We start from the raw sequence: 14,066 nt of genomic DNA, 5'->3' as shown, positions 1-14,066 counted from the left end.
GTGGGCGCTTGATGGAAGCGAGCTGATCCTCGGATCAGATAGCGAAAGTATCAAGAGTCTCACACTAAAGTAAGTCAGGTTTATGAAGCAATTCATATTCCTGTCAGCTTTGAGTGAGCGACCGGTTCTTAACTGAACCGAAAACAGTAACAGGTTTAAACTGAAGAGTTTGATCCTGGCTCAGATTGAACGCTGGCGGCATGCCTTACACATGCAAGTCGAACGGCAGCACGGGTGCTTGCACCTGGTGGCGAGTGGCGAACGGGTGAGTAATACATCGGAACATGTCCTGTAGTGGGGGATAGCCCGGCGAAAGCCGGATTAATACCGCATACGATCTACGGATGAAAGCGGGGGACCTTCGGGCCTCGCGCTATAGGGTTGGCCGATGGCTGATTAGCTAGTTGGTGGGGTAAAGGCCTACCAAGGCGACGATCAGTAGCTGGTCTGAGAGGACGACCAGCCACACTGGGACTGAGACACGGCCCAGACTCCTACGGGAGGCAGCAGTGGGGAATTTTGGACAATGGGCGAAAGCCTGATCCAGCAATGCCGCGTGTGTGAAGAAGGCCTTCGGGTTGTAAAGCACTTTTGTCCGGAAAGAAATCCTTGGCCCTAATACGGTCGGGGGATGACGGTACCGGAAGAATAAGCACCGGCTAACTACGTGCCAGCAGCCGCGGTAATACGTAGGGTGCGAGCGTTAATCGGAATTACTGGGCGTAAAGCGTGCGCAGGCGGTTTGCTAAGACCGATGTGAAATCCCCGGGCTCAACCTGGGAACTGCATTGGTGACTGGCAGGCTAGAGTATGGCAGAGGGGGGTAGAATTCCACGTGTAGCAGTGAAATGCGTAGAGATGTGGAGGAATACCGATGGCGAAGGCAGCCCCCTGGGCCAATACTGACGCTCATGCACGAAAGCGTGGGGAGCAAACAGGATTAGATACCCTGGTAGTCCACGCCCTAAACGATGTCAACTAGTTGTTGGGGATTCATTTCCTTAGTAACGTAGCTAACGCGTGAAGTTGACCGCCTGGGGAGTACGGTCGCAAGATTAAAACTCAAAGGAATTGACGGGGACCCGCACAAGCGGTGGATGATGTGGATTAATTCGATGCAACGCGAAAAACCTTACCTACCCTTGACATGGTCGGAATTCCGCTGAGAGGTGGAAGTGCTCGAAAGAGAACCGGCGCACAGGTGCTGCATGGCTGTCGTCAGCTCGTGTCGTGAGATGTTGGGTTAAGTCCCGCAACGAGCGCAACCCTTGTCCTTAGTTGCTACGCAAGAGCACTCTAAGGAGACTGCCGGTGACAAACCGGAGGAAGGTGGGGATGACGTCAAGTCCTCATGGCCCTTATGGGTAGGGCTTCACACGTCATACAATGGTCGGAACAGAGGGTCGCCAACCCGCGAGGGGGAGCTAATCCCAGAAAACCGATCGTAGTCCGGATTGCACTCTGCAACTCGAGTGCATGAAGCTGGAATCGCTAGTAATCGCGGATCAGCATGCCGCGGTGAATACGTTCCCGGGTCTTGTACACACCGCCCGTCACACCATGGGAGTGGGTTTTACCAGAAGTGGCTAGTCTAACCGCAAGGAGGACGGTCACCACGGTAGGATTCATGACTGGGGTGAAGTCGTAACAAGGTAGCCGTATCGGAAGGTGCGGCTGGATCACCTCCTTTCTAGAGCTTCTCGCAAAGTTGAGCGCTCACGCTTATCGGCTGTTGATAAAGACAGAAAGACTGTCTGTTAGCGGTTTAACCGGTTATAATGCCGGCCGCTTTCGATAATCATCAATGACAAACATTCGAATGAAGTTTGGTTCGAGTTTTTCTCATTGGCGATTGAGCCAGTCAGAGCGGTACGAAAGTATCGGCTGTCGTTCTTTAACAATCTGGAAGAAGTAAGTAATTTGGATAGCGGAAGCGTCTATGAGATGGACGTGAAAACTATCCGGGTTGTGATTGTATCGATGTATCTCAAGATGATTCGAACTCTATGTTTGACTCAATTGGAATACGGCACAAATGCGAGAACTCAACCTGTAACGACTGTCGAGAGACAGACTCGTTATAGGGTCAAGCGAACAAGTGCATGTGGTGGATGCCTTGGCGATCACAGGCGATGAAGGACGCGGTAGCCTGCGAAAAGCTACGGGGAGCTGGCAAACAAGCTTTGATCCGTAGATGTCCGAATGGGGAAACCCACTCCTTTTGGAGTATCCATGGCTGAATACATAGGCCATGCGAAGCGAACGCGGTGAACTGAAACATCTAAGTAACCGCAGGAAAAGAAATCAACCGAGATTCCCAAAGTAGTGGCGAGCGAAATGGGATGAGCCTTGCACTCTTTATTTATATTGTTAGCCGAACGCTCTGGAAAGTGCGGCCATAGCAGGTGATAGCCCTGTAGGCGAAAACAGTATGAAAGAACTAGGTGTGCGACAAGTAGGGCGGGACACGTGAAATCCTGTCTGAAGATGGGGGGACCATCCTCCAAGGCTAAATACTCGTGATCGACCGATAGTGAACCAGTACCGTGAGGGAAAGGCGAAAAGAACCCCGGGAGGGGAGTGAAATAGATCCTGAAACCGCATGCATACAAACAGTCGGAGCCTCGTAAGGGGTGACGGCGTACCTTTTGTATAATGGGTCAGCGACTTACGTTCAGTAGCAAGCTTAACCGTATAGGGCAGGCGTAGCGAAAGCGAGTCCGAATAGGGCGTTCAGTTGCTGGGCGTAGACCCGAAACCAAGTGATCTATCCATGGCCAGGATGAAGGTGCGGTAACACGTACTGGAGGTCCGAACCCACTAACGTTGAAAAGTTAGGGGATGAGCTGTGGATAGGGGTGAAAGGCTAAACAAACTTGGAAATAGCTGGTTCTCTCCGAAAACTATTTAGGTAGTGCCTCGTGTCTCACCTTCGGGGGTAGAGCACTGTCATGGTTGGGGGGTCTATTGCAGATTACCCCGCCATAGCAAACTCCGAATACCGAAGAGTGCAATCACGGGAGACAGACATCGGGTGCTAACGTCCGGTGTCAAGAGGGAAACAACCCAGACCGCCAGCTAAGGTCCCCAAATATAGCTAAGTGGGAAACGAAGTGGGAAGGCTAAAACAGTCAGGAGGTTGGCTTAGAAGCAGCCACCCTTTAAAGAAAGCGTAATAGCTCACTGATCGAGTCGTCCTGCGCGGAAGATGTAACGGGGCTAAGCTATATACCGAAGCTGCGGATGCGTGCTTTGCACGCATGGTAGGAGAGCGTTCTGTAAGCCTGCGAAGGTGTCTCGGAAGGGATGCTGGAGGTATCAGAAGTGCGAATGCTGACATGAGTAGCGATAAAGGGGGTGAAAGGCCCCCTCGCCGTAAGCCCAAGGTTTCCTACGCAACGTTCATCGGCGTAGGGTGAGTCGGCCCCTAAGGCGAGGCAGAAATGCGTAGCTGATGGGAAGCAGGTCAATATTCCTGCACCATTGTTAGATGCGATGGGGGGACGGATCGCGGAAAGTTGTCCGGGTGTTGGAAGTCCCGGTCGCTGCATTGGAGAAGGCGCTTAGGCAAATCCGGGCGCGGAATTCAAGGGTGTGGCGCGAGCTCCTTAGGGAGCGAAGCAATTGGAAGTGGTTCCAAGAAAAGCCTCTAAGCTTCAGTCTAATGATGACCGTACCGCAAACCGACACAGGTGGGCGAGATGAGTATTCTAAGGCGCTTGAGAGAACTCGGGAGAAGGAACTCGGCAAATTGGTACCGTAACTTCGGGATAAGGTACGCCCTTGTAGCTTGATGCCCCTGCGGGCAAAGGGTGAAGGGGTTGCAATAAACTGGTGGCTGCGACTGTTTAATAAAAACACAGCACTCTGCAAACACGAAAGTGGACGTATAGGGTGTGACGCCTGCCCGGTGCCGGAAGATTAAATGATGGGGTGCAAGCTCTTGATTGAAGTCCCGGTAAACGGCGGCCGTAACTATAACGGTCCTAAGGTAGCGAAATTCCTTGTCGGGTAAGTTCCGACCTGCACGAATGGCGTAACGATGGCCACACTGTCTCCTCCCGAGACTCAGCGAAGTTGAAGTGTTTGTGATGATGCAATCTACCCGCGGCTAGACGGAAAGACCCCATGAACCTTTACTGTAGCTTTGCATTGGACTTTGAACCGATCTGTGTAGGATAGGTGGGAGGCTATGAAACCGGAACGCTAGTTTCGGTGGAGCCGTCCTTGAAATACCACCCTGGTTTGTTTGAGGTTCTAACCTTGGCCCGTGATCCGGGTCGGGGACAGTGCATGGTAGGCAGTTTGACTGGGGCGGTCTCCTCCCAAAGCGTAACGGAGGAGTACGAAGGTACGCTAGGTACGGTCGGAAATCGTGCTGATAGTGCAATGGCATAAGCGTGCTTAACTGCGAGACCGACAAGTCGAGCAGGTGCGAAAGCAGGTCATAGTGATCCGGTGGTTCTGTATGGAAGGGCCATCGCTCAACGGATAAAAGGTACTCTGGGGATAACAGGCTGATACCGCCCAAGAGTTCATATCGACGGCGGTGTTTGGCACCTCGATGTCGGCTCATCTCATCCTGGGGCTGTAGCCGGTCCCAAGGGTATGGCTGTTCGCCATTTAAAGAGGTACGTGAGCTGGGTTTAAAACGTCGTGAGACAGTTTGGTCCCTATCTGCCGTGGGCGTTGGATATTTGAAGGGGGCTGCTCCTAGTACGAGAGGACCGGAGTGGACGAACCTCTGGTGTACCGGTTGTCACGCCAGTGGCATCGCCGGGTAGCTATGTTCGGAAGAGATAACCGCTGAAAGCATCTAAGCGGGAAACTCGCCTTAAGATGAGATATCCCTGGGGACTAGATCCCCTTGAAGGGTCGTTCGAGACCAGGACGTTGATAGGTCAGGTGTGTAAGCGCAGTAATGCGTTCAGCTAACTGATACTAATTGCCCGTAAGGCTTGATCCTATAACAAGTCTGTCTCGCGCTGAACACAGCGCGTCGGACTGGTTGATTCTCGTGTGTGATACACACAACTCAAAATTACTGCTTCTTCCAAGATTGGTTGTGCTGCGAAGTCAGCACAACAACCCTCTTTGCCTGATGACCATAGCGAGTCGGTCCCACCCCTTCCCATCCCGAACAGGACCGTGAAACGACTCTACGCCGATGATAGTGCGGATTCCCGTGTGAAAGTAGGTAATCGTCAGGCTCCCTAAGCCGAGAACCCCCGCCCGAAAGGCGGGGGTTTTTGCATTTCGGCGACGGAAATGCCCGTGGAGTACTCGGCATGGATGCTTGTCATGCTGCATGCGCTGATGCTTGCGATGCCGTCGAATGCCGAGAGAGCGGAACGCAACTTTTCGTCTGTTGTGACGGTTGTTGAAGTTACTCGCAGCCCTGCCGCAGACCATTTGCGTCAAGGCGTGTGCCGAAGTGCTTCACGCAGAGCCATCACCAGTCAACAGAGCGGCGCAAAGGGGCCAGCGCTGCGCGTTCCAGCTCCTCATCCTCTTCTTGGGCCGCTGCACCATAGGGCTGCTCTCGCCAGTTCAGCGCGCTGTAGTCGGGCGTGATGATGACCCTTCGGGAAGCAAAGCTGAACCGAAGATAGACGCGATCACCCGGCTTGAATCCGAACATCTCGAAATGCGCGTCGATGGCGCGCATCCATGGCATGTACGGTTGGCCATCCTGGGGAAGGTCAGGCTTGTTGCCGAGGGTCAGTTCAACCTCGGGATACTGTTTGAGCTTCTTGGGACGTGACTTACTATTGGCGTTAGCCATCTTCCGACTCCGGTAATGAGTTGGTGGTGGTTAGCGGGTCGTATGGGTGGCAGCCCATGCGGCCCGCGCTTTTTGCGGTGATGCCATTTGAGTCTAACTAACTGGGCATCTCGAAATGTGGAAAATTGGAGGAGTGGCCAAACGGCATAGCTTCTTGCGTTTTCGCCGCAGAAAATTACGGTATGGGTCGGGATATCGATGAACGATAAGGTTTGCTAAGCAATCAGACGTCGGCGACGTTTAGCACTGACAGTCGCTGTCACCCAGTGTTAGGCCATATGTTCTACCTAGTGTCTGACGCATATGCGTTCATGATTTCCCCGGGGCCGCTCTACCTTGGCCGAGTACCGCTCATCGCCCTCGAAGCCCTGCAGTTTGACCTCGTATGCACGCTGCAGGCCGTCGGCCTGAACAGTGGCGAAATCGCGAGTACTCCACTTCCCCGGCGCGACCACCGCGCATCTTGCATGCTTCGGGGAGTTACTCAGTAATCGACCAGCCAACCCGCCTTGAGTTTGGCCTGCGATACGATTCCCGCCAGACAGCGCATCTAGATCTTGACCGAGGCTGATCGTACCGTGATGACCGTCCGGTTACCCGACAAGTTACTAACGGCAGGCGTCAACGAGGTAACGACGGCATCGGCTGGTCGAGCAGCCGGTCGATGAAGACGTGTGGGTCCGCTTCAAGTGCGCGTAGGAAATCGAGCAGTTCGATGACGTCCAGGCGCCGAACGCCGCTCTCTACTCGCGACACAAAGCCTTGCGGGCGGTCGAGCCGATCGGCCACCTCCTGCTGGAGTAGTCCACGTGTCTTTCGTAGCTCCGTCAGAAGCGTCGCGATGCTCCGGTAGCGTGGATCGTGAATGGGATGGTAGGCCATCCAAATATTCTATATTTATATCTAGAATATTCCACATCTACATACGTTATATCTTAGAGGTTTTCATGCCCACGGGTCTTTGGTTCGCAGTAGCAACCGCGTTGGGCATTGCACTAGACACGCGCGGCCTGAAGGTCAACTGTGTCGGAACTACGCGCACCGGCTGGTTGTTGGCCTGCGCCTGCTCGTAGCCGTTCGCGGCAGCGACTTCTATCTACATCGGCGGCGCGCCGTCTGGAGAGCGCTCATCGACGCAGTGTGGCACATGGTCGACGATTCCGCGCAGCAACTGCATATGAGGCGACGGCGTCCCGGCGGCTAATGGAGCCGGCAGAAGCGGGGTAAGGATGTGGGATTTGCTCAATCACTGAGACGACGATCACGTTCACTCCGCCTCAATGTCGCGGACAACATTGCTCCTGGCCACTAACCTCAAGCATCCGAATCGCCAACGGCAACGACGCAGGCCACCAATGCCGGCAGGCATCCAGCAACCAAGATCAGGCCTACTACGACCCAAGGCGGAAGGATTTCCGGAACGGCATGGGAGAGAAGCGCACATAAGCAACGACTATGAACGAGTGGCTTAGCCAATATGCTCCGCTGTCGGTCTGAGCTTGACATCTGGCTGGGCCGGGGCATTAACGCCGCCTGTACGAGCGGCATTTTTTGACAGACTGAGCGTGCCATCATTCCGCCGTCAGCCAATGCTGCTGCTCGGCCCCACCTTATACCAAACGGAAGGTCTTTGACAAAACCTTCCCTTCGATTGCAAATTTCAACTCCCCATCTTCCTCGATGAAGGTCACCGACTTTCCCGCATACCTTCTGTATAGCGAATATCTGCGTCCCTTGTAGGCGACACTACCGTCATCCTCGACAAGAACGCTATCGCCGGCTGGCGGCGCTGAAGCGGGTCCCGGCACCGTTCGAGTAACGTTGAACGAAGGGCTTTGACCCGTACTTTTCATTTCAGAAAGCAATGTTAGCAAACCGCTGGGCTCAGGGGCCTTGGTGCTCTTGGGGAAAACCGCCTCCGCATACTCGGCAAGCTGCCTTTGGGTTTCTACAAGGCGTCGGTTGAATCCATCTGGGTCACGCAAGATGGATAACCAAAGTCGCGCTTTTTCCGAGTTAATGTCGTGATCCAGAATTTTTTCAAGCAGATTGCAGGCTTGACCGATAGTATCCTTCGCGTCGTTCCAAAGCGATTGAGCTTCTTCCTGCTCGTCGAATTCGGTGGTCTCTTCGAAAATGTCAGTATTCAGTGAGCCCTCATAGGGAGCAAGCCCCTTGGCTTTATAGCGGCGAAGTTGCTCTGGGCTCAGCGTGCAGTGGTAAGTCAGGAGCCAACGTTCTTTGATGAAATGGACATCGCCGTCCTTGTTGAGAAGCATAAACTCCCCCGTCTTAGGGCGAGCTAGCTTTCTGGCCAAATCGGAGGGTGAAAATTCTGCATCGGTCAGCCCCTCACGTACTTTGTCACGATCTCTTTTGGTCTGAAGTTTCCCGACGATCCAAGTGGCGCAGTTTGAAAGGCCTTTATAGTCAATATCCCCAGGGTTCTGCGTTGCCAAGATGCAGCCGACACCAAAAGCGCGGCCTTGCTTGACCAGAATATTTAGGGCGGGTTTGCAGGTGGATGTGTAGGGGTACGTCGGATAGAAAGCGGTCTTTCCACCGCCACCGCCGATCTCATCCAGGAAGAACAATAGGCGCGGTCTGTTTCCACCAGGAGCACTCCCCTGCTTGCGCATCCAGGCGTTGATGGAAAAGGCGATTTGGGCAACTACGAAGCTCTGGTCCTCGAAGTCGGTAATGTGCGAGAGATTGATAACACTGATCTGCGTTTTGCCATCGACACGGTTAGATCCCACTAGTTTGTCGATGCTCATTTCTTCGCCACGGACCCAGTTGGCTGCAGCGCCGACGAGCTGCCCGTTTACCGCTTGCGCAAGCTTTTGACGCCGGCTTTCGGGAATATGGTCACCAATACTCAGTACGCCAATAGTTTCAAACGGCGGCTCTAGAATCATGGATACCAGTTGGCCCAAACCAGCCTCACCGGCAAGGTCAACGCCTGTACGCCAAGCGTGCTCGATGAGAGCGGTGACAAAATCAGTTTCCCGGTCCCTCTGCCCCGAGGGGATCACCCGGCGCACTAGCGCCTCCGCAATGCTGGTCACCATGACCGAAGCCGTATCCGGGTCCTCGTCAAATAGCTTGTTGATGTCCGGTGGCGGCGAAGAAATGAGCGGAATTGATACCCGGCGGCCGAGTTCGCTGCGGGGGGTAAAAATTTCAACGGCTACCCGGTTGGAAAACGCCCGCACGTTGGTTTCGGCGAGCCCCCAATCCCATAACCGTTTCCGTAAGGTGTTGGCTTCCGCCAATGCGGCGCGGCCAAGCGTTGACTTATCCTCAACCTCGATCCACGGTGCAACAGCCGGGGCCGCCAATTCACCGAAAGCAAGCGCCAAGGAAGACAAATCGCCTTTGAGATCCACGATAATCGAGGGAACCTCATTGAGGGCTGCTTCCTCAATGATGGCTTTGCCCATTACCGTTTTGCCGGAGCCTGAGCCGCCACAAATGAAAGTGTGAGTGATAAGGTCACTTAGTTTGTGAAGATACGGCGCTCCTGGCATCCCATTTGGGTCGAGACGTTTTCCTACGTAGAGCTCGCTCACTCGCTATCCTCCTTCTGGAGTTCAAGCGTTCCCGTTTGCCATTCGCGGTATTTTTCAAGAATGAACGGGAGATCGTTTTCCTTGAGCGGGTCGCCATTTGCCCGGCGGCCGACGTAGTCAGCTCGCGCCATGAAGATATCGCCTTGAACATCTCCTGGGCGCTTCTTCTGCAGAAACACTACATTGGTCGGAATGGAGGTCCCAGTCGATGCGAAGGTTTCGCTTGGAAGTGAAATCACGGATTTGATGATGGCGTGCTCACGAATATAATCCCGAACGGGCTTCGCCGTTGCATTCGACAACACTCCGTCGGGAAGAACGATGAGCAGTTTTCCGCCAGGCTTCAACGTACGAAGATAGTGTTCAATGAAAAGGACTTCGCTATCCTGACTGTTTTTCGCTCGTTTCTCAGGTGGACGGCCTGCAGACTTGAAGGTTTTTACTTCGTGACCAAACTGATAGTCAAGAAGAACATTTTCAGTCTTGACTGACTTGCCGAACGGTGGGTTCGTCAAGATAAGATCGATTGAACTGCTGCCGATCTGGCGCTTCTTTTTGCCTTCTCCGAAATCAACTTCATATTCAATAAGCGGTTTTAAACCGCCCCGCTCCTCGTTGTAGAGGTAGTTCTGGTGAAGCCACTGCGCGTTCTGCGCGTTGACGGCGTGAACGATCATGTTCAGTTTTCCAAGGCGAGCCGCCTTTTCTTCGATCTCACAGGCAAAGAAGGTTTCCTGCCCGAGGCGCCTAAGGAGGTTCTCGCGCTCATCACCTCTAATCGTGCTCGAAAGGGCATGCTTGTATACATCTTCATAAGCGGCGATGAGGAAGCCGCCTGACCCCGCGCAGCCGTCTAGAAACCGCTCGCCCTTGCTGATATCCAAAGCCGGACCTTCGGGATTTTCCCTTGCCAGGTCCAGCATGAAGGCGACGATTTCTCGCGGAGTAAAGAACTGTCCCAGGTCTTTACCCTTAAAAGTATCAGACAGCATAATTTCGAAAGCACGGCCAAGGACATCGCCTTGGGTATCTTTCAGGTTAATACCTTCAAGACGGGCAATGACGCGTTCAACGGTTGCCGCCTTGCTGAGTACTCGTTCGTTCTCGTCGGTAAAAACTTCGGGGTGGTGCGCCTTCAGGTCATCAAAAAGGTTGTTGATGAAGTTCTGGGCGGCCTTGTCACCCATGTGTTTGTTCTGTTCGCTATACGACGTCAACTTGGCCGTGGTAAAGCTTCCGCTGGGCTTTGCGTCTTCATTGAGTTTAATAAATAGAAAACGTGTAAATTCATCAAAGATCCAGTCATTGCGCTTGTTCTCAATATCCCAGATGTCCTGCCAGCAGCCCTTCATGAGCTGCACGAATCGAGAAAGGCTGCTTTCCGTGTGGAGTGTTTTCCGTGCCCACTGCTGAAGGCTGTTGACCACGTCTGGCTTGAATTCGCGCACCATATCTTCGGCATCGCGAAAGTTGTCCCAGTCATTCATCTCGTCGTGAATCTCATTGCCTTTTTCGACGAGATAGATGCGTAAATGGCCAGCAACCTCGATGACGCAATACGCCGCTGCGCCATTGGGCATAAGAATGCTAAGGGCTTTGTACCGGTTGGCCTCCGACTCGCTCAGCGTTGCCGAGCCTTCATGCCTGAAGGCGGCATAGCAGTTGCCGACGCTGGTTGACACCAGAAACACTGCTTTCTCGTCCAGTCCATCAACCGTTGTGGCAACGCCAGCACCATTAAAGTCATTGATCTGATGGGCTTTGAAACCCAGATCCGTGACCAGAAAATCTCTGAATTGCTCGAGAGTTGCCATTTACAACTTTGCTCCACGCGTAATGTAAACAGCCACAGGAACGACTGTTTCTTCAGGGGTAAGACCGCCATGGTCATTACCTTGTACTTTGTTCGGATTCTTACTTGAGTTTTGCTTGGCGCCAGGCCAACCGTAGCTATCGTGGTCAAAGGGAAGCTCAACGCCATCCAGACCTGCAGGTAAGCCAAAATCACTTGCTGGCGCTATGCGTTTAACATCTGTCGGCCCGACCTTGGTTCGCTTGGCTGTCTTGTATTCCAGGCAACGGTTATGGATGAAGACGTCTCGTCCAGGTCCACTGTCCGATTTTAAATCGTCAATGACGTACTGAGTGTTGTACCAGGTAAAGCCGTGGTCGGCCGTGATGACGACGGCAGCCTTGTCTTGGGCGGCAATCCTGCGCAGATGGGGCAGCGCCACCTCCTTCACATAGGCGAGCATGATTTCCTGTAGGCTCGACATGCCCTTTTGCAGAAGCCGATCCTGGAGGTTGAAAACCACCGCCTTGAAGCGACCGGGGGCATCCACCAGGTCACGCATTTTCCGGTTGAGGGTGTCGGCGCTGGCGTCCTTCTCGTTGTAGCAGAGATAGCTCTTGTCTCGATCCCACCAGGAGGAGGGCGAAAGCCCTAAGTTGTCGAGGCAACGTTCGAGCAGATGGGGTTCACTAGTGCCATACGGCCAGCTTCGGAATTCCGCAGGGGGGGCTCCGGCAAAAATGGCTTGCCGACAATATTCGGTAATGCTAGGCAGATAGGTGCAGGCACGAAACTCAGGCCCCAGAGACTGGTAGGGGCGAAACAGCTCGCGCCCCGGCATCATCAGGAACCGCTCGCGCAGCAATGTCCAGTTAGCCACGCTCATCCCGTCAAAGACCAGCAGATAAACCTGCTTGATCTCGGAATCCTGCAACAGTGGTTTGACCGCAAATTCCATGACGTCGCTGTTCAGCCACGGCCTGCAGCTACCTGCCGCGAATTTGCGCTCACTCAGCCATTTCGGCAGTCCATGGCTCGGCTGCACATAGAAATCCGCCCAAGCGACACGAATCGAATCACATGCTTTTTTTGCCCGCTGCGTGATACGAAAGACATTGACCTTTTCCGGCAACTGGCTAGACCGCCGTTCCGCCTCCAGCGCCATCGTGGTAAGAGGTAAATATACCAAATCCACCAGCCCTAGCCAGGCCTTCCAATCCAAGCTCGCTAGATTCTTCACGGCCGCCTCGGCCTTGTCCGTAAGCCGGTGAATAGTGACCATTGCTTCCAGTAGTGACACGTGGTCCTCGTACTGCTCGCGAGCCTGATGTCGGCGTAGGGCCTCCAGCAGTGATTCCCATTCCGGGGCTTCCGGCGTTTCCAGTGCATCGGTCAGTTTGCAGGAGGCCTTTTCAAGCGGAAGCGTGTCCGCCCGCTCGCCATTGACCACCACATCGAGCAAAGCGTGTAGGGTGACCGCCAGGCCTTGGGCAAGGATGCCTCCATCGGCCTCCAGCACCTGGATGAGTTGATTCAGCAGGCGCTCGGAGCCTTTGCCGCCAACGCCCTTGACCACTGTCGCAAGAGACTCGGTGACGGCACTGGCGTGTTTGGGGAAGACCTCGCGCTGCAGGTACTGCAGCGCCTGTTTGCAGGGTGCATCGTCTTTAAGGATGATGCGCCGACCCCAATCAGCAAGGCCGTGCAAGCTTTGCCCATCCTTAAGTACGTCAACAAACAGGTCGCCCAGTTCGCTTCCGTCGAGGAAGGTGCGCATGCGTTCCGGCGTGAGCATCTTCCAGCCGTCCAGAATGGAGGCAAGCAGACATATCGGCAACACCGGTGGCGGATCACTTTCCAGCACGGCGGCCTCGACCAAGGCGACACGAGGCATATCGAGCCATGTGCGAACCACTTCTAGGAACTCTTTCTCGAGCGCCCGACGTTCGTCCGCATCGACCGAGCCCAGCACCTCGCGTACCCGAGTCAACGCATCCTCATACCAGAGCATGTCGAGAATCCTGTCCGGTTGCCAGCCTGCAGACAGCACGCTTGGGTCGTTCAGCAGTGAGGCGAGCACTACGCGCTCCAGGCTGTAAGCGCCAAGCTGCGGCAGATAGCGGGCGAGGTTCCAGAAAGCGGGAATGGGAAGGCGGTCGAGCAAAGCCCGGGGACTGTGCACACCAAGGAACTTGGCTATGTCACTCCCCGTTACCGTGCGAGGCGACACGCTGGAACGGGCCTGTAAGTCCGGCAGATGATCCGGCTGAAGCTGCTGGCGCGAGATGATGATACGGGCGTGGGGATTCGGTTGCCGACGCTCGGGTTCCGTATGGCGGCGCAGGGAAAACTCATTGGCGCAAACATGTACTGGAATTGCTTGGCCATCGACCCGTAGCTCGGCAGCAGCTTCGGCAAAATAGCCGCGCACGTCATTGACCAGCAGATAGGGCAATTTCTGCTTTTCACGACTGCACCACATGTGAGCCAGGGCTTGTTCCATGGCGGTCATTGCAGCGCCTCCTTCACCCGCTCCAATAATTTCTGTTTTGTCGCTTTTGCAGCCACAGAAAGCTCAGACAGATAGGTATCCTCGCTAAGGACAATTACGTTTTCTAGCGCGAGCTCAACCAACCCATCGGCCATTCTGTGAGCGTCAGCCTCTATTGATTGAATGTAGAATAGTTTTCCCTCAGCCAATCGTAATTCATCTAAAATTTTTTCTTGCTGGTCAGTTCGCAGTTTTGGCAAGGGAAGTTCCATAAGAACATCTTTGTCCAAACGTAACCGATTTGTGGCTCCGGTCCGAAAGCTAAGAAGATACTGAACATATCTTTTGTGTTGCAATATCCTGACAAATAACTGCGTTCTTAGTTTTGATTCGTTAAGCCGTATCAAGAAGAACTCCTTCGATACG

General features: G+C 54.0%; 6 protein-coding genes and 3 rRNA genes. 3 read left to right on the top strand and 6 right to left on the bottom strand.

Translation table 11 applies throughout. The features are described 5' to 3' along the window. The first annotated feature begins 157 nt into the window (after nt 1–157). The 3 genes from BCEP18194_RS06025 (at nt 158) to rrf (ending at nt 5,210) form a co-directional block, all read left to right on the top strand. Nucleotides 158–1,690, top strand: a 16S ribosomal RNA gene (locus BCEP18194_RS06025). A 394-nt stretch (nt 1,691–2,084) separates the two neighbouring features. Beyond that, a 23S ribosomal RNA gene (locus BCEP18194_RS06020) occupies nt 2,085–4,966 on the top strand. A 131-nt stretch (nt 4,967–5,097) separates the two neighbouring features. Next, nucleotides 5,098–5,210: ribosomal RNA gene (gene rrf / locus BCEP18194_RS06015) — 5S ribosomal RNA — on the top strand. Together the 16S, 23S and 5S rRNA genes form the textbook arrangement of a ribosomal RNA operon. A 242-nt stretch (nt 5,211–5,452) precedes the next feature. On the opposite strand, the gene BCEP18194_RS06010 is transcribed toward rrf, so the two are convergent. The 6 genes from BCEP18194_RS06010 to BCEP18194_RS41095 form a co-directional block, all read right to left on the bottom strand. Then, a complete protein-coding gene (locus BCEP18194_RS06010) occupies nt 5,453–5,785 on the bottom strand; it encodes a hypothetical protein (protein WP_041492702.1) in 333 nt (110 codons plus the stop codon). 621 nt (nt 5,786–6,406) lie between these two features. Beyond that, nucleotides 6,407–6,667 (bottom strand): helix-turn-helix domain-containing protein, encoded by a 261-nt coding sequence (locus tag BCEP18194_RS06000; RefSeq protein ID WP_011350437.1) that lies wholly within the window; start codon nt 6,665–6,667, stop codon nt 6,407–6,409. 728 nt (nt 6,668–7,395) lie between these two features. After that, complete coding sequence (locus BCEP18194_RS05995) at nt 7,396–9,357, bottom strand: ATP-binding protein (protein WP_011350436.1); 1,962 nt, start codon at nt 9,355–9,357, stop codon at nt 7,396–7,398. Next, nucleotides 9,354–11,171 (bottom strand): HsdM family class I SAM-dependent methyltransferase, encoded by a 1,818-nt coding sequence (locus BCEP18194_RS05990; RefSeq protein WP_011350435.1) that lies wholly within the window; start codon nt 11,169–11,171, stop codon nt 9,354–9,356. The genes BCEP18194_RS05995 and BCEP18194_RS05990 overlap by 4 nt, the downstream gene beginning before the upstream one ends. Next, a complete protein-coding gene (locus tag BCEP18194_RS05985) occupies nt 11,172–13,661 on the bottom strand; it encodes a PglZ domain-containing protein (protein WP_011350434.1) in 2,490 nt (829 codons plus the stop codon). Continuing rightward, nucleotides 13,658–13,912, bottom strand: coding sequence for a hypothetical protein (locus BCEP18194_RS41095; protein ID WP_157687155.1), 255 nt, complete (start codon nt 13,910–13,912; stop codon nt 13,658–13,660). The genes BCEP18194_RS05985 and BCEP18194_RS41095 overlap by 4 nt, the downstream gene beginning before the upstream one ends. Between the last annotated feature and the right edge of the window lie 154 nt (nt 13,913–14,066).

Origin of the sequence: Burkholderia lata, assembly GCF_000012945.1 — a bacterium.
Classification (GTDB): Bacteria; Pseudomonadota; Gammaproteobacteria; order Burkholderiales; family Burkholderiaceae; genus Burkholderia; species Burkholderia lata.
The sequence above is the reverse complement of the archived record's forward strand: the minus strand, read 5'-3'. Positions and strand labels throughout refer to the sequence as shown.